Genomic DNA, 15,122 nt, shown 5'->3' on the forward strand with positions numbered 1-15,122 from the left:
GGAACGGCAAGAGTGCACAAGCAGCTGACACGAGCGGTACCTGCGGCCACACTGTTGATCAGTTCAGCGTCATCACCCGAGGAGACCGGATGACCGCGAAGGACGACGTACCAAGCCGCCCGTTCCTGATACCCAAGGCGCGGCTCGCGATCGGCTCGGTCACGGCTGTACTCGTAGTCTTCGCGGCCGGCTACGGCGTCGGCACGGCCACAGCGAGCAGCGGTCCCAGCAAGGGCACCCAGCGCGAGAGCCGGGCCGACGTCTACCGGGACGGATATTTGGCGGGGCAGAAAATTTCGGGCGCCGGCGAGGAGATCACGGCCGATGTCGCCCGGGAAGACTGCGGTGAACTCTTTTACCAAGCCCCGTACCTGGACGAATGGCAGAGTGGTTGCCTCGCGGGAGCACAGCACCTGGCACCGTATCCGCCCTCGAAGTGAACTGCGCAAGCGCCCCGTCGGAGGAGGGCTGGTCCCTGCACGTTGGGGACAGCCTCTTGTTCACGAGTTCGGGCTGCGCGGGGCGGTCGCCGAGTTCGCCGCGAACGCCGACCTGGCCACTCCACCGAACCGTGCGGCGACTCAACGTGAAGACGTACCGCCGGACAGTGCATTCACACTCATGACGATCCTGGGTCGATCCTGTGCATCTTTGCAGGCCGCGACAGAGATATCGGACGAGGCCACCCATCTCCCCGACCGCCCCCTCCCCACACCGTGATAACACGGAGTAATCAAAAACGAGGAGGGCAACGACCGCATGGGTATCTTCAGCCGTCGCCAGAGCGCGACCACCGAGCCGACACCCGCCGTCGGCCCCCGCACACCCTTCCCCGACGACACCACCGGCCCCGCGCTCGACCCCGCCCTTCGCGCACTGACCGGGCAATGGACCATCGACCGCCCCCACAGCCGCATCGGCTTCTCCGTACGCCACGCCATGGTCACCACCGTCCGCGGCGCCTTCACCGACTACGACAGCACCCTGTACTTCGACGGAACCCGCCCCTCCCAGTCCCGCGCCGACATCACCATCCGCGTCGCCAGCGTCGACACCGGCGTCGAACAACGCGACGCCCACCTCATCGGCACCGACTTCTTCGACGCCCGCCGCCACCCGGAGATGACCTTCCGCAGCACCTCCACCACCCACGAAGGCGCAGAAACCTTCCGCATGACGGGCGACCTCACCATCCGCGCCGTCACCCGGCCCGTCGAACTCCAACTCGACTACCTCGGCTCCGTCCTCGACCCCTTCGGCTACGAACGAGCCGGCTTCGACGCCACCACCACCATCGACCGCACCCAATGGGGCCTCGTCTACAACCAACGCCTCGAAGCAGGCGGCACCATGGTCAGCGAAAAAGTCCGGCTCCAGTTCGACATCTCCGCCATCCGCTCCACACCCATCACATAGCCGCACCACCCCGCACGAAGGCTTTGGCGCTCGGCTGCGGCGCGTGATTCCAAGCGGCGTATGTACAAGTCACCCCACCAAGGCGCCATTCGGGTGAAGAGGGCGCGGCTCCGGGCTGCATCGGCTGACGGGCGCGGCGGAGAGAACAGCGCAGACGCTCGGTCGGCCACGGGTCAGGGTTCTTCCGGGCCCTCCTCGTCGAGTTCGAACCAGACCGTCTTCCCCTCCGGTTCGGGGCGGATGTTCCACTGGTGGGCCAGCAGGTCGAGGAGGACGAGGCCGCGTCCGGAGGAGGAGAGTTCGCCGGGGGCGCGCCGGTGCGGGACCTCGTCGCTGCGGTCGGTGACCTCCACGCGCAGTCGTCGCCGCCCTTGGGCGGCGCCGCTGATTTCGGCCCGAAGGACAGCGGCGTGATCCGTGTGGATCAGCACGTTCCCGAGGAGTTCGGAAATGAGCAGGAGGACCGTGTCGACCTGCTCCGGCCGCACCCAGTCGTGGAGCAGGCCCTGGAATTCGATCCGTGCGTCGGCGAGTCCCTGGGCCTGATCCTGTTCGAGGGTGAAGCGCAGGTGCCGCCCGGCCCGGTTCGCATGCACATCCGACGGGTCTCGGCGCAGGAGGAGCAGCGCGATGTCGTCCTCCGTGAAGGAGGCGCCGGGTTGATCGCCCGCCTGTGAGGGGGACGGGGCCACGACCGCGTTCAGAAGCCGGTCCGCCAGGCCGTCCAGGTCTTCAGGACCGCCCGGAGTCAGCGCACTGCGCACACGGAGCCAACCGGAGTACATGTCGTGTCCGCCGGACTCGATCAGACCGTCGGTGCAGAGCATGAGGATCTCGTTCTCGCGCAGGGAGACGACGCTGACCGGGTAGTCGTCCTCCCCCAGGTCGAGCCCGAGGGGCAGGCCACCCCGCACGTGTTTGAGCAGACAGGTTCCGTCCGGCAGACGCAGCACGGGATGCGGGTGCCCGGCCCGGGCGATGCGCAGGATACCGGTGGCGGGATCGGCCTCCAGGTAGATACAGGTGGCGAAGCGGCCTTCGCCCAGTGACGTCAGGAAGCGGGACGCGCGCACGAGGACGGCGTCGGGGCCGTGGCCTTCGGCGGCGTAGGCGTGGATGGCGGTGCGCAGTTGCGACATCAGTCCGGCGGCCTGCACATCGTGGCCCTGGACATCGCCGATCACCACACCGAGGCGCCCGCTGGGCAGGAGGATGCTGTCGAACCAGTCACCGCCGACCATGAGACCCCCGCCGGTGGGCACGTACCGGCCGGCGACGGTGAGGCCGTCGACACCGGGGTTGATCCGGCTCATGCTGCTGCGCAGGCCCTGGGAGAGTACGCGGTCCGCCTGGCCGTCGTACGACTGCTCGATGCTCTGGCCGAGCAGGCGGGCCATGGTCAACAGGAACGTGCCCAGACCGCCGGTCATCGGTACCGGGGCGTCGAAGGCCGCCATCCATACGCTGGTGAGCTGGCTGTACGTCGTCAGGGGCAGGAAGGCCCAGGCCTCGTGCCCGTTCTGCCCTGCTAGTTGCCAGGCGGACGGGAAGCGGTCGCGGTACTCCTGCGGGGAGGCCAGGAAGACGGGGCGCCCGGTCCGGGCCACCTGCGCGGCCGGATGAATCGTGCCGAGAGGCAGTCGAAGCGCGTCGACCTCTCCGTCTCGGAAGCCGACCTGGCCCACGCACCTCAGGACTTCGCGGTCGGACCGGAACACCGCCTGGCCGCTCAACGGCAGGGTGGCGTCGGCCAGCTGGGAGATCAGGGTGAGAGCCTCTCCGAGCGACGCGGCCCGCGCCAGGGCGTGCCCCGTCACGAGCAGTTCGGCTCCGCGGTGGCGCGTCCGCTCGGACGCCTCGCCGGATCCGGCGGCGGTCGGTCCCGCCAAACGGTTGAGAGTCGCGAGCTGGCGCACCTCGGCGTCGTACTCCTCGGAATCGCCGCGCTCGCGCCCGCCACCCACCTGCGGCACTCCCGTCTACTCGGCGCACTCTGCCTTTCCCGCCCCTCCCATGTTCCGTCGATCCGCCCTACCTCGCCTGCTCACTCACGCCCCAGCGGCCTCGACCTCCCGATCCGGATCGAACGCGTTGACGGATGCGGACCGGCGGGACGCAGATCGACATGCGCCGCTTTGATGGCGTTGCTGGGGTTCAGTCGCAGCTGAGGCGAGTCGGCCCTCGAATGCGATCCAGGATGCCGGGAGGGCGAGGCGCTGGGGACATCGCCCTTGGCCGCTGCCCACCGGCGGCCTCACCGCGTTGGCCGTCCGGGGTGCCATAGGGATTCCCTATGGCACCTGCTGACATTCCGTCTTTGCCTCTCACCATTTTCCGTACGTACCGTGAAACAGCTCGACGAGATACTCACCGCGATTTCTCCGAGGAATCGCGCTGTGCGCATGTCGCTCCTTTTTCGTCGAGCGGACTCACACGCGAATTGAGAGGACCGGTGGCATGACCACGATCGAGAACGGATCGGGAACGCGGGAACTCGCGGGAAAGCGGGCCCTGGTCACGGGTGGTTCTCGCGGAATCGGAGCGGCTGTCGTGCGCCAACTCCTGGACGCGGGTGCCGAGGTGCTCACGACTGCCAGGTCGGCGACAAGCACCGTGCCGGAAGGGGCCACCTTCGTGAAGGCCGATGTGCGGACACTGGCTGGAGCACAGGCGCTCGCTGCGGCCGCACAGGAGGTGCTCGGCGGGGTCGACGTCCTGATCCACAACGCGGGTGGGGCGCGACCGTACACGGGCGCTTCGGCCATTCCCGACGAGGAGTGGCAGGAGGCACTGGACCTGAACTACCTGGCGTCGGTGCGGCTGGACTCGCTGCTGGCACCGGGGATGCGGGAGCGGCGTTCGGGGGTGATCGTGCACGTCTCCTCGGCCGCGGTCCTCACCCCGATGGGGCCGTTCCTGCACTACACGGCGGCGAAGGCGGCGCTGGAGAACTACAGCCGGGGACTGGCCTCGGAGCTGGCCCCGCTCGGAATCCGGGTCAACACCGTGACTCCCGGCCGAGTCGCCACCCCCGGCGGTGAAGAGACGCGGGAGCAGTGGGCGCAGCTGAACGCGGGGCCGGCCCAGATCAATGCCGACGACACCACCCCGCTGGGGCGCGACGGTCAGCCCGACGACATCGCCCACGCAGTGCTGTTCCTCGTTTCCGACCGGGCGAGCTGGCTGACCGGAAGCAATCTCGTCGTGGACGGCGGCGAATTCCCCAGGGGCTGACGCCGACGGAATTCCGGAACGCCGATTTCGACAAGAAGAGTTCAGCGGCGCCGGCTTTCTTCCCGGCCGTCAGGTCACCGGCGAGAAGGAAGCGGGCTCGGACCAGGTCTCCTTACGCAGGAGTTCGAGCAGGGTCGGCTCCGCCGGGCCCGCGCCCTGCCGGACCACGGCGATGACAGGCTGGGACACGCCCGGGAACACCGGGCGCACGAGGTGCTCGTAACCGTGGGGCACCGCGGAGGCAGGGACGAGCGTCACCCCGAGGCCGTGGGCGGCCCAGCGCACGGCCGTCGCCGTCTGGGACACACGGGCGGCCGTGGTCGGGGTCAGGTCGTTGTCCCGCAGCACGTTCATCAGCACACCGTCGAGCGCGCTGTCGCGGTCGAACCTCACCCACGGCTCCCCCTCCAGTTCGCGCAGCCCGACCCGGTCCGCGGCGAGCTGCCGGTGGCCGGCGCCCAGCACCACCACGAACTCCTCGTCGCCCAGGTGGTGGGCGTCGGCAGGGCTCCGCTCGCACGCCGCCATCAGGGCGAGGTTCAGCACGCCCCGGCGGCACAGCCGCTCAAGTTCGGCGGAGCTCGGCTCCTCGAAGACGGTGACCTCAAGGCGTGGGAAGCGTCGACGCAGCGCGCCCAGTGCACCCGGCAACTGCCGTGCGCCAAAGCCCATTTGCACCGCTACCACCAGCTCGCCGACCAGCTCGTCGGCGCCGGCCCGTGCTGTAGCCCTTGCCCGCCGCGCCGCGCTCACCGCGGCCTCCGCCTCCCGCAGGAACGCGCGGCCGACCACGGTGGGCACCAGTCCGGTCGGCGTGCGGGCGAACAGTTCCACGCCGAGTTCCCGCTCCAGGCCGCGGATCTGCTGGGACACCGACGGTTGAGCGACGTGCAGCCGCTCCGCGGCCGCCGTCACCGAGCCCTCCTCGGCAATGGCCAGGGCGTACTCGAACTGACGAAGGCTCATCGGCTCCCGTTCCCTCACTGCGGCGGACCGAGGGCCCACCCTTTGTCATCGTCGTAACAGTAGGCGTGGCATGTGCGCCACGCGGGTTGGAGGTTTTGTCGGCGGGTGGAGCGACGTCCAGCGGAATGCCCCTCACCTGCACCTGGCGGCCTTGAGGCGGCCAGTAGAACGTGAGTGCCGCAGGCGGCCGGGAAGCCGGTTGACGGCCCTGGGGACGGCCGGCGTGTACGGCGAACTGCCGGCCCGTCTCGTCCATGTCCGTCGCCGTGTCTCAGTGGCCGAGGAAGGCCTCCTCCAGCCACCAGGCCCCGTGCTCGGCGGTGACCTTGGCATCGATGAGCAGGGGTGTGGCGCGGGGCCCGGCGACCCAGTCCCGGACGGGTTCGAGGTCGGCGCGGGTGCGGACGGTGACCGCTTCGAAGCCGTAGCCCCGGGCGATGGCGGCGATGTCGGTGGGCGGGAACTCGACCGTGCCCAGGGGGAATTGGCCGGGGGCGAAGTGATGGACCTCTGCGCCATACGCGTCGTCGTTGTAGACGACGACCACCATCGGCAGTCCCAGGCGGCGGACGGTGTCCAGTTCGACGGCGCTCATCAGCGCGCCGCCGTCGCCCAGGGCGGCGACGGGCAGCCGGTCGGGCCGGGCCAGCGCCGCGCCGATCGCCGTCGAAAGGCCCAGGCCGATGGACTGGAAGGCCTGGGTGAAGCACAGGCTGTTGTGGTCGGGCACCGACAGGAACATGGAGGGGTAGCCCATGAAGTTCCCGGAGTCCACGCCGATTACGCGCTCGGCGGGCAGCAGGTCGTCCAGTGTGATGCTCAGGGTGCGGGGGTCGATGCGCTCATGGCTGCTCTCGTCCTCGTAGGGCACGTCGCGCCAGCGCACGTGTGCGGCAATGGACTCTCTGATGGCGGGGGTGCGGTAGCCGGTTCGACGTCCTCCGCTCGCTTCGAGGGCGCGCCGTGCCGTGCGTTCGACGTCGCCGATGATGCCGAGGTGGACACTGCGGTGCCGGCCGAGGGCGGACGGGTCGTCGTCGACCTGAACGACGGTGGCCTCCGGGCCGATCAGCCGGCCCTGCCGCATCGTCCACATGTTCAGTGCGCAGCCCCAGCCCACGATCGCATCCGCGCCCTTGACCAGTTCCGCGGTCAGGGGCGAGGAGAATCCGCCGGACACGTCGAGCGACCACGGGTTGTCGTGGAACAGCCCGCGGGCGACGGCAGAGGTGGCCAGGAGCGCGCCGTGCTGCTCGGCGAGCGCGGCCAGGGCGTCGCGGCCGTTCGGCGTCCGCGCTCCCCGTCCGGCGACGAAGACCGGGCGCTGCGCGCGTTCGAGGGTCTGCACCAGTTGGGCGACGGCGTCCGACTCCGGCTCGACCGGGGTCCGTTCGGGAGGCGGCGTGATCGATGTGCCCTCGGGGGCGTCCAGGGCCTGGATCTCCAGCGGCAGATTGAGCAGTACGGTACGACGCTCGTGCAGGGCCCGCCGCACGGCGGCGCACGCCTGCTCGACCGCGTCCTCGGCCGAGGTCACCCGGGCGGTGACGGCACCCACCGAGTGGGCCAGCGCGTCCTGGTCGACGTAGAAGTTCGAGGTGGTCTCGGTGGTCTCGGCCGCCAGAACGAGCAGCGGGGTGCGGCTCTTGGCCGCCTCGCCGATGCCGGTGAGGGCGTTGGTCAGCCCGCACCCCTGGTGCACCGACAGCGCCGCCACCTTGCCGCTCATACGGGCATAGGCGTCGGCCATGGTGGCCGCCCCGCCTTCATGGCGGGCCGCGACGTACCGGGAGCCGGCCGCGACCAGGGCGTTGGTCAGGTGGAAGTTCCCCGAACCGACCACACCGAAGACGTGGTCGACGCCGGCCGCGGCCAGGGCCCGGCCGACCGCTTCCGCGACCTTCACGCGCGCTCCACCAGTGCGAGCACGCGGGCGGGCGCGCCGGAACCGGTGACGATGGGCAGCGGTCCGGCCAGGACAACGGCGCCGGTCGGCGGCAGCGCGGAGAGGTTCTGCAGCTGGGTCAGGCCGTACTTGCCGCTGCCCATCAGGAAGGAGTGGCACGGGAAGGCCGGATCGAAGCCCGGTGCCTGGCCGGCGTCGGTGCCCACCGTCTCGACCCCGAGACCGATCACGGGCGCCTTTTCGGCGACCCAGCGGGCGCACTCCGCCGAAAGGCCTGGGGTGTGCGGGCCGTTCTCGTCAGCGTTGAGGAACTCCTGCTGGGCATGCGAGCGGTCGTCCCATCCTGTGCGCAGCAGCAGCCAGCCCCCGTCGGGCAGCGGCCCGTGCTGAGCTTCCCACGCCTTGATGTGCTCGACCTCGACGAGGAAGTCCGGGTTCGCGGCCGCCTCGACGGAGAAGTCCAACACGGCTGCCGGGGCGATCAGTTGCTGCGCGGGCACGGATGCCACGTCGGCGAGGGCCTGCCCGGTGATCCAGTGGTTGGGCGCGTCGAAGTGCGTGCCGGTGTGCTCGCCGCTGCGGAAGTTGTTCCAGTACCAGGCGGGTCCCCGGTCGTCGTAGCGGCTGATCTCCTCGAGTTCGAAGACCGCGGTCTGGCCGAACTGGGCGGGCAGTTGGAGCACCGGTGTGGACGACGACAACGGCGCCGTGAGGTCGACGACTTCGATCGCGCCACTGCTCAGGGCGGACGTCAGCGCGGCGAGGACGGAGGGTTGGGACATCGTGGCCTCCTGCGGATGGGGGCTGATCCGCGACGATCATAGTGCTGGCGCAGGCATTGCAGAGGGCGACACCAGAGGTACGACAGGTCTCAAGTGCAGCCATCTGTCCTTGGCGCCAGTTTCGTCCGGGCCCGCGCCGGGGCCCGGGGTCGTCAGCCCCTGCCTGGAGGAAATGCGTGCGACGCTTCGGTGTCCAGCGACGCGTCAGTGCGACTCCGGTGACGGTCTCAGGCGTCGCAGCCATGCCTCGGTCTGTGACAGATGGGCGGAGGCCGCGGCCGCCGCGGCCGTGGGGTCACCGGCCGCCAGGGCGGTGGTGAGCGCCTCGTGGCCGAGGTCGCTGGCGAGTCGCACGGTCGCCGCTTCCCGGGTGCCGTAGACGCTGTAATGGGCCCCGCGGGCACGCAGCAGGCCGGCGAGCGCAGCGAGCGTCTCATTCCCCGCCGCCGCGCAGACGGTGGCGTGGAACTCATGGTCCAGCGACTGGAGTTGCTCCTGGTCCTGCGTGCGGGACATGCGCTCCTGCAGGTCGCGCAGATGCGCCACGACCGTCTCGTCCGCGCGCGCCGCGGCGAGTGCGGCGGCGTGCGACTCGATGGCCCGGCGTACGTCGAAGAGTTCGAGGAGGCCGTCCAACGGGAGGACGTCGACGGTCGCACTGAAACCGGCCAGCATGTGCGCCGGGTTCAGGGCGGAGACGAACGTGCCCGCGCCGTGCCGGGACTCCAGCATGCCGAGGGCCGCAAGCGACCGGACCGCCTCGCGCAGTGAACCGCGGGAGACGCCGAAGCGGGCGCACAGATCTGGTTCGGGCGGGAGCCTGCTGCCCGGCCCGAGCTCGCCGCTCGCGATCATCGCGCGCAGGCCCGCAGCCGCGGTCTCGGTGGCCGCCATCCTCGTACCCCCTCCAGTTGCCGCGGGACTCCCCCGCCATCGTGTCCGCAACGATGCCACGACACGACCATCCCTCGAGTCATCTAATGACTCAGCTCGTGACTGGTCGTGAAGATTCTCTTCACACCTCTGTTCAGCGCGTGGGTTACCGCCTACGGTCCTCCGGGAGACGAAAGTCATCGGATGACTCAGAGAGTTGATATGCCTTCGCACCGCCTGGACCACTGGGTACTCGACCCGGAGGTACGCCACCTCAACCACGGTTCGTTCGGTGCTGTACCACGTACCGTCATCGAGGAACTGCACGCCCTGCGCGCGGAGATGGAGACCAATCCGGACCGCTGGTTCCGCGAGCTCCCCGAGCGGGTGGCGCAGGCCCGCACCGACATCGCCGGATATCTGCGCACCGCTGCGCAGACCCTCGCCCTCGTCCCGAACGCAAGCGCCGGCGTCAGCACCGTCCTCGCCTCGATCGAACTCCCGCGCGGCAGCGAGGTAGTGATCACCGACCACGCCTACGGCGCCGTCGCCATGGGCGTGGAGCGCGCCGCCGCACGTGCGGGGGCGAGCGTACGGACCCTGCACGTACCGCTCGACGCGACACCTGAACAGATCACCGCCCGGTTCGCCGACGCCCTCACCGACCCGCAGACCCTGACGTCACTCGTCGTCGTCGACCAGATCACCTCGGCGACGGCCCGTCTCTTCCCCGTCGCCGACATCACCCGGCTCGCCCACGCAGCCGGCGCGCTCGTCCTCGTCGACGGAGCTCACGCACCGGGCATGCTCGCAGACCCTCTCGCGCAGGCCGGCGACGCCGACTTCTGGGTCGGCAACCTGCACAAGTGGCCCTGCACACCGCGCGGTACCGCCGCCCTGGTGGCGCGCGGAGACAGAGCACAGGTGCTGTATCCGCTGACCGACTCATGGGGTGCGCCGGACCCGTTCCCCCTGCGTTTCGACCGGCAGGGCACGGTGGACCTCGCACCCTGGCTCGCGGCGCCGCGTTCCCTGGAGTTCGTGGAGAAGCAGTTCGGCTGGGAGGCCGCGCGCGGCCACATCACCGACCTGGCGGGCGAGGCGCAGCGCATGCTCGCCGACGCGCTCGGCGCGGACACCGGCGCGGTCGGCGGCAGCGAGGCACCGGCGATGCGCCTCGTGCCGCTGCCCGACGGCTCGGCCACCGACCAGACGGCCGCTCACGCCCTGCAACGCCACCTCGCCGTCACCATCGGCTGCGAGACGGCCGTGACCACCTGGCACGGACGCGGCTACCTCAGGCTGTCCACGCACCTCTACAACGACCGGGCCGACTATGCGCACTTGGCCGACCACCTTCCCGCAGCACTGACCGAGGCGGCCGCGTAGCGGGCACGGTCGACGGCCTGGCATCCACCGCTCCCAGAAAGGCAGTAAGCGTGCGCACCAAATCCATCGAGGCGACCCTGCGGGACGCCGAACGCCCCACGACCCGGCTCGCCCGCTCGCTCGGGCCGCTCCAGCTCACGATGATGGGCATCGGCGTCACCATCGGTGGCGGCATATTCGTCCTCACCGGCACGGCCGCCGCGCATTACGCGGGCCCCGCCATCGCCCTCTCCTTCGCGCTCGGTGCGCTCGCCTCGGGCCTGGTGGCCTTGTGCTACATGGAGTTCGCGTCGACGGTGCCGGTCGCGGGCAGCGCGTACACCTTCGCGTACGTCTCGCTCGGTGAACTGGCCGCGTGGCTCATCGGCTGGGACCTGATCCTCGACATGACGATGGGCGCCGGGGCCGTGGCCAGCGGCTGGTCGCAGTACGTGGCCGACTTCCTCGCCACGTTCGGTCTGGACCTGCCCTCCACCATCGCGGGGCCGGACTCCGTGGTGAACGTACCCGCCGTGCTGGTCATCCTCGTCCTGACGGCTGTCCTGGCCGCGGGCGTCCGCACGACCGCACGCATCAACACAATCATGACGCTGGTGAAGCTCGCCGCCATCGTCGTCTTCCTGTGCGTCGGCGTCTTGCACATCGACCCTGCCAACTGGACCCCGTTCATCCCCGATTCGCGTCCGCCGGGCGGCGACGGCGACGTGTGGCAGCAGCCGCTCCTGGGCTGGGCGGGCATCAGCACGAACGCCACCTTCGGTCTCGCGGGCATCCTCACCGGCGGCGCCATCGTCTTCGGCGCCTTCTCCGGCTTCGACATCATGGCCAGTAACGCCGAGGAGGCCAAGCGCCCCCAACGCACCCTGCCCATCGCCCTGATGGCGACCGTGGTCGTCTGCGCCGTTCTCTACGTCGGCGTGTCGCTCGTCATCACCGGAATGCGTCCGTACACACAACTGGACACCGCGGCGCCGGTGACCGGCGCGCTGGCCGCTGTCGGCTCGGACTGGGCGGTACGTATCGTCGGCCTCGGCGCGATCTGCGGGCTCACCACCGTCGTCATGATCATGCTGCTCGGACAGAGCCGCGTCTTCCTCGCCATGAGCCGCGACCGCCTGCTGCCCGAGTGGTTCTCCCACGTGCACCCGACCACACGCAGCCCACGCCGAATCACCTGGACGCTGGGACTCGCGGTGGCGTTCATGACGGCCGTCCTGCCGATCCAGGATCTCGCCGAACTGGGCAACATCGGCATGTTGACATCATTCGTCGTCGTCTGCGCCGGAGTGATGTACCTGCGCCGCACCCGTCCCGACCTGCCCCGTGGTTTCCGTACGCCGTGGGTGCCGTTCGTGCCTGTCGTGGCGCTGCTCCTGTGCCTGCTCCTGGTGGGAAGCCTGCCTCTGATCACCTGGGTCCGCTTCTTCATCTGGATGGCGGCCGGTCTGGTGATCTACGCGTTGTGGGGGCGCCGCAACAGCCGCGTCGCCACGGGCGAGCTGGCCGGCGAGGCGCTCGACGCGGACCCGGTACCGTCGGGTCGCCGGTGAGAGGTCGGCCGAGGACCCGCCCCACCGGAAGTCCGCCGGCCGCAGGACCAAGGCCCCCCTCCTGTCTGCCGTTTCGATTGCCGGTGATAATCGACCGGTGAACGCCATCGAACGCCCTATGCCGCCCCTGAACGCCGACGAGCGCATCACGCTGGAAAGCTGGCTCGACTTTCACCGCACCACACTCGCGATGAAGTGTGAGGGCCTGGACGATGAGCAGGCTGCTGTCGCGTCTGTGCCACCGTCCGGTTTCACATTGGCCGGCCTCGTCCAGCACATGGCGGAGGTGGAACGGAACTGGTTCCGCCGAGTGTTCGCCGGGGAAGCGGCCCCGCCCATCTACGATCCGCAGGCCGACCCGTCCGCCCCCGACGGTGGCTTCACACTGGCTGAGGGCGCAACCCTGGGTGACGCACTCGCCACCTGGCACACGGAGATCGCCCGGGCCCGCGAACTCTGCGCCGACCGTGCCCTGACCGACACGGGTTCCTTCATGGAGCAGGACGTCAGCCTCCGCTGGATCTACGTCCACATGATCGAGGAGTACGCCCGGCACAACGGCCACGCCGACCTGGTGCGGGAGCGCATCGACGGCACCACCGGCGTTTAGCGCGCGGCCGGGTGAGCGCGCCGGAGCCGTCGGCGGCTCGCCCCGGGCAGCAGACGGGAGCGCTCTGCGTCGTCGAGCCGGAGCGCGGCCCACGGTTTCGAGGACGGCCGGGGAGACGTCGGCGAGACTGCCGCGTTCTGGTTCGGCGTAGTACTCAACGATGACAAGGAGGACCGGCCCCGGGAACACAGGCGACGCGTCTGTGCTCCCGGGCACGTAACGGCACTCGTCGGTGATCGGCCGGCATCTCCCCCTGTCGGCCGCTCCGACACGTAAGGAACGCCTCATGCGCGGAGCAGTGTTCCACTCCCCCGGCGATGTACGTTTCGAGACCGTCGACGACCCGAAGATCCTCTGGCCGACCGATGCCGTCATCCGCACGGCCGTCGCTTGTGCGCGGCGGCCCCGCCCCGTACGCCACTGCCTGCCCCACCTCATCGACCAGGTCCTGACCGGCCGCATCGACCCGGGCGAGGTCTTCGACCCCACCCTGCCCCTGGCCCAGGTCTCTGAGGGCTACCAGGCCATGGACGAGCGCCGCGCCATCAACGCCCTCCTCACGCCCTGCCCCCGCACACACCCTGGCCGGACGCCTACGGCCCGGCCCCGAAACGCCCCGCGAAGGACTCACCGTGACCACATTCGCTCTCGTCGGAGCCGGCCCCGGTCTGGGACTGGCCACCGCCCGCCGCTTCGGAATCGCAAGCCACAGCGTCGCGCTCATCTCCCGCAACGTCGAGCACCTGGACGCTCTGACGGCCGAACTGAGCCGTGACGGCGTACCCGCACGCGGTTTCGCCGCCGACGTCCTCGACCCCGCCTCCCTCACGACGGCCCTCGAGGCCGCTTCCGAAACTCTCGGGCCGATCGAGATCCTGCAGTACAGCCCGGTGCCCCGCGCCGACTTCATGAAGCCGGTCCTCGACACCCGTGCATCGGATCTCGACGCCCCGCTGGCCTTTTCCGTGAAGGGACCGGTCACCTGTGTCGACGCGGTCCTGCCCGGCATGCGGGCCCTGGGCCGCGGCACCCTGCTGTTCGTCAACGGCGGCAGCGCCGTGCGCCCGCACCCCGAGCGTGCCGGCACCTCGATCGCGTTCGCGGCCGAGAGCGCCTACGCGCGCATGCTGCACGACGCGCTCGCACCGGAGAACATCCACGCGGCCCAGCTGATCATCCCCGGCGCGATCCGCCCCGAAGCAGAACACACCAGCCCCGACGTCCTGGCCGAGCGCCTGTACGCCCTCCACACCGAGCGGACCGGGTTCCGGCATTACGCCGAACCCCTGCCCGAGTGACCCGCCTGCACGCCCACGAACTCGGCGCTCCGTCTCCTGGCCCGCGCCGTCCCGGCAGCCGTTCTGCTCAACGTCGCTGCCCGCACCGGCTCTCCGGCGGCCTCCCCGTCCCCGGCATCCACCACTGGGCGCCAGGACTTTGCTTCGAGGAGGACGGGCTTGACCGAACCTCTTCGGTTCTAGACTCGCGCCATGGGCAGAACTGACCGCGTCAGCCGCGTCATCGCGGCACCACCGGGCACCGTCTACGCCGCCCTCCTCGACCGGGAGTCCCTGGAGGCCTGGCTGCCGCCTGTCGGCATGCGCGGGCGGGTGGAGCGGTGGGACCCCAGACCTGGTGGCGGGTTCCGGATGGTGCTCACCTACCTCGACCCCGCCGACAGCCCCGGCAAGACCTCGGATGCGACGGATGTCGTCGACGTCGGGTTCACCGACCTGGTGCCGTCGGAACGCGTGGTGCAGCAGGCGGTGTTCGAGTCGGACGACCCGTCGTACGCGGGCATCATGACGATGACCTGGCACTTCGCTGCCACCAGTGACGGGACCGCGGTGACCGTCACGGCCACGGATGTGCCACCCGGCATCGACCAGGCAGCCCACGAGAGCGGCATCGCCTCATCGCTGGCCAACCTGGCGTCGTACGTCGAACCAGCTCGCTGACACGGGCAGGCGCGGCCCCAGCCTGCACGGCACCGTGGAAGGAGAGTCGAATGGGGGCCGTCCAGAGCCTCGACGATGCGACGGGCCCGGCGCGGGCACGTGACCGGCGAACGCAGATCAGTGGACGGGCGGGATCAGGAACGTGTCGGCGACGGCTTCTGAAGCCCCTCGTACCCGGCAAGGCAGAGTCTGAGGCGGCAGTGGTCTTCGGCTTCGACGAACACCTGCCGGCCCCAGTAGGAGGTCAGACGATGCGCGACATCGACCAGCCGACGGCGGTCTTCAGGCGTGTACGCCGGGAAATGTGCCCAGCCTTGGTCGGCGATCTTGTTGCCGAGTTCGCTGAACAACACAGACCGGAACCGCTGCTCTTCCTCATCGGTCAGCGGAGTGACACAGCCCTCCGCGCCCTCCACAGGCCGCAATCGGACGTTGTAA

At 69.9% G+C, this 15,122-nt stretch carries 14 protein-coding genes and 2 pseudogenes; 10 read left to right on the top strand and 6 right to left on the bottom strand.

What is annotated here, in order from left to right; genetic code table 11:
- Positions 1-89: 89 nt before the first annotated feature.
- Both ACWIGU_RS04680 and ACWIGU_RS04685 read left to right on the top strand, forming a co-directional pair.
- Entirely contained in the window at positions 90-440 is a 351-nt protein-coding gene (locus ACWIGU_RS04680; protein ID WP_454397420.1) for a hypothetical protein, read from the top strand.
- A gap of 319 nt (positions 441-759) precedes the next feature.
- Positions 760-1,416, top strand: a complete 657-nt coding sequence (locus ACWIGU_RS04685; protein WP_454397422.1) for a YceI family protein — start codon at positions 760-762, stop codon at positions 1,414-1,416.
- Between the two features lie 173 nt (positions 1,417-1,589).
- Here the strand turns inward: ACWIGU_RS04685 and ACWIGU_RS04690 are convergent, their stop codons facing one another.
- Entirely contained in the window at positions 1,590-3,389 is a 1,800-nt protein-coding gene (locus ACWIGU_RS04690) for a SpoIIE family protein phosphatase (RefSeq protein ID WP_454397424.1), read from the bottom strand.
- Between the two features lie 484 nt (positions 3,390-3,873).
- Here ACWIGU_RS04690 and ACWIGU_RS04695 point away from each other — a divergent pair, with 484 nt between their 5' ends.
- A complete protein-coding gene (locus tag ACWIGU_RS04695) occupies positions 3,874-4,650 on the top strand; it encodes an SDR family oxidoreductase (RefSeq protein WP_454397426.1) in 777 nt (258 codons plus the stop codon).
- Positions 4,651-4,719: 69 nt separating this feature from the next.
- Here the strand turns inward: ACWIGU_RS04695 and ACWIGU_RS04700 are convergent, their stop codons facing one another.
- The 4 genes from ACWIGU_RS04700 to ACWIGU_RS04715 all read right to left on the bottom strand — a co-directional run bounded on the left by ACWIGU_RS04700 (position 4,720) and on the right by ACWIGU_RS04715 (position 9,198).
- On the bottom strand, positions 4,720-5,616 hold the full coding sequence (locus ACWIGU_RS04700) for a LysR family transcriptional regulator (protein ID WP_454397428.1): 897 nt from the start codon (positions 5,614-5,616) through the stop codon (positions 4,720-4,722).
- 271 nt (positions 5,617-5,887) lie between these two features.
- The gene (locus ACWIGU_RS04705; protein ID WP_454397429.1) at positions 5,888-7,522 is read right to left on the bottom strand and encodes a thiamine pyrophosphate-binding protein; all 1,635 of its coding nucleotides are present in this window, start codon (positions 7,520-7,522) and stop codon (positions 5,888-5,890) included.
- Positions 7,519-8,304: a cyclase family protein gene (locus ACWIGU_RS04710; protein ID WP_454397431.1), complete on the bottom strand. Its 786-nt coding sequence runs from the start codon at positions 8,302-8,304 to the stop codon at positions 7,519-7,521. Before ACWIGU_RS04710 ends, ACWIGU_RS04705 begins: the two co-directional genes overlap by 4 nt.
- Before the next feature lie 204 nt (positions 8,305-8,508).
- Positions 8,509-9,198 (bottom strand): FadR/GntR family transcriptional regulator, encoded by a 690-nt coding sequence (locus ACWIGU_RS04715; RefSeq protein ID WP_454397433.1) that lies wholly within the window; start codon positions 9,196-9,198, stop codon positions 8,509-8,511.
- A gap of 201 nt (positions 9,199-9,399) precedes the next feature.
- Here ACWIGU_RS04715 and ACWIGU_RS04720 point away from each other — a divergent pair, with 201 nt between their 5' ends.
- The 7 genes and pseudogenes from ACWIGU_RS04720 (at position 9,400) to ACWIGU_RS04750 (ending at position 14,684) form a co-directional block, all read left to right on the top strand.
- The gene (locus ACWIGU_RS04720; RefSeq protein WP_454397435.1) at positions 9,400-10,566 is read left to right on the top strand and encodes an aminotransferase class V-fold PLP-dependent enzyme; all 1,167 of its coding nucleotides are present in this window, start codon (positions 9,400-9,402) and stop codon (positions 10,564-10,566) included.
- Positions 10,567-10,616: 50 nt separating this feature from the next.
- Positions 10,617-12,116 carry an APC family permease gene (locus ACWIGU_RS04725; RefSeq protein WP_454397437.1) on the top strand — a complete coding sequence of 500 codons (1,500 nt, stop codon included), beginning with the start codon at positions 10,617-10,619 and terminating at the stop codon, positions 12,114-12,116.
- Positions 12,117-12,213: 97 nt separating this feature from the next.
- A complete protein-coding gene (locus ACWIGU_RS04730; RefSeq protein WP_454397438.1) occupies positions 12,214-12,726 on the top strand; it encodes a DinB family protein in 513 nt (170 codons plus the stop codon).
- A 286-nt stretch (positions 12,727-13,012) separates the two neighbouring features.
- Positions 13,013-13,120: pseudogene (locus tag ACWIGU_RS04735) on the top strand (IMP dehydrogenase); the annotation flags it as partial.
- 9 nt (positions 13,121-13,129) lie between these two features.
- Positions 13,130-13,291: pseudogene (locus tag ACWIGU_RS04740) on the top strand (IMP dehydrogenase); the annotation flags it as partial.
- Positions 13,292-13,358: 67 nt separating this feature from the next.
- Positions 13,359-14,024 carry an SDR family NAD(P)-dependent oxidoreductase gene (locus tag ACWIGU_RS04745; RefSeq protein WP_454397440.1) on the top strand — a complete coding sequence of 222 codons (666 nt, stop codon included), beginning with the start codon at positions 13,359-13,361 and terminating at the stop codon, positions 14,022-14,024.
- Between the two features lie 192 nt (positions 14,025-14,216).
- On the top strand, positions 14,217-14,684 hold the full coding sequence (locus ACWIGU_RS04750) for an SRPBCC family protein (RefSeq protein ID WP_454397442.1): 468 nt from the start codon (positions 14,217-14,219) through the stop codon (positions 14,682-14,684).
- 134 nt (positions 14,685-14,818) lie between these two features.
- Here the strand turns inward: ACWIGU_RS04750 and ACWIGU_RS04755 are convergent, their stop codons facing one another.
- Positions 14,819-15,100: a hypothetical protein gene (locus ACWIGU_RS04755; protein ID WP_454397443.1), complete on the bottom strand. Its 282-nt coding sequence runs from the start codon at positions 15,098-15,100 to the stop codon at positions 14,819-14,821.
- Positions 15,101-15,122 lie beyond the last annotated feature (22 nt).

It is taken from the genome of Streptomyces sp. NPDC055400 (genome assembly GCF_053644375.1).

Bases quoted from the DNA above. Each gene is read 5' to 3' on its own strand.
- ACWIGU_RS04720 (WP_454397435.1), top strand. From the start codon at position 9,400: ATGCCTTCGCACCGCCTGGACCACTGGGTACTCGACCCGGAGGTACGC.
- ACWIGU_RS04680 (WP_454397420.1), top strand. From the start codon at position 90: ATGACCGCGAAGGACGACGTACCAAGCCGCCCGTTCCTGATACCCAAG.
- ACWIGU_RS04715 (WP_454397433.1), bottom strand. From the start codon at position 9,198: ATGGCGGCCACCGAGACCGCGGCTGCGGGCCTGCGCGCGATGATCGCG.
- ACWIGU_RS04685 (WP_454397422.1), top strand. From the start codon at position 760: ATGGGTATCTTCAGCCGTCGCCAGAGCGCGACCACCGAGCCGACACCC.
- ACWIGU_RS04700 (WP_454397428.1), bottom strand. From the start codon at position 5,616: ATGAGCCTTCGTCAGTTCGAGTACGCCCTGGCCATTGCCGAGGAGGGC.
- ACWIGU_RS04710 (WP_454397431.1), bottom strand. From the start codon at position 8,304: ATGTCCCAACCCTCCGTCCTCGCCGCGCTGACGTCCGCCCTGAGCAGT.
- ACWIGU_RS04750 (WP_454397442.1), top strand. From the start codon at position 14,217: ATGGGCAGAACTGACCGCGTCAGCCGCGTCATCGCGGCACCACCGGGC.
- ACWIGU_RS04695 (WP_454397426.1), top strand. From the start codon at position 3,874: ATGACCACGATCGAGAACGGATCGGGAACGCGGGAACTCGCGGGAAAG.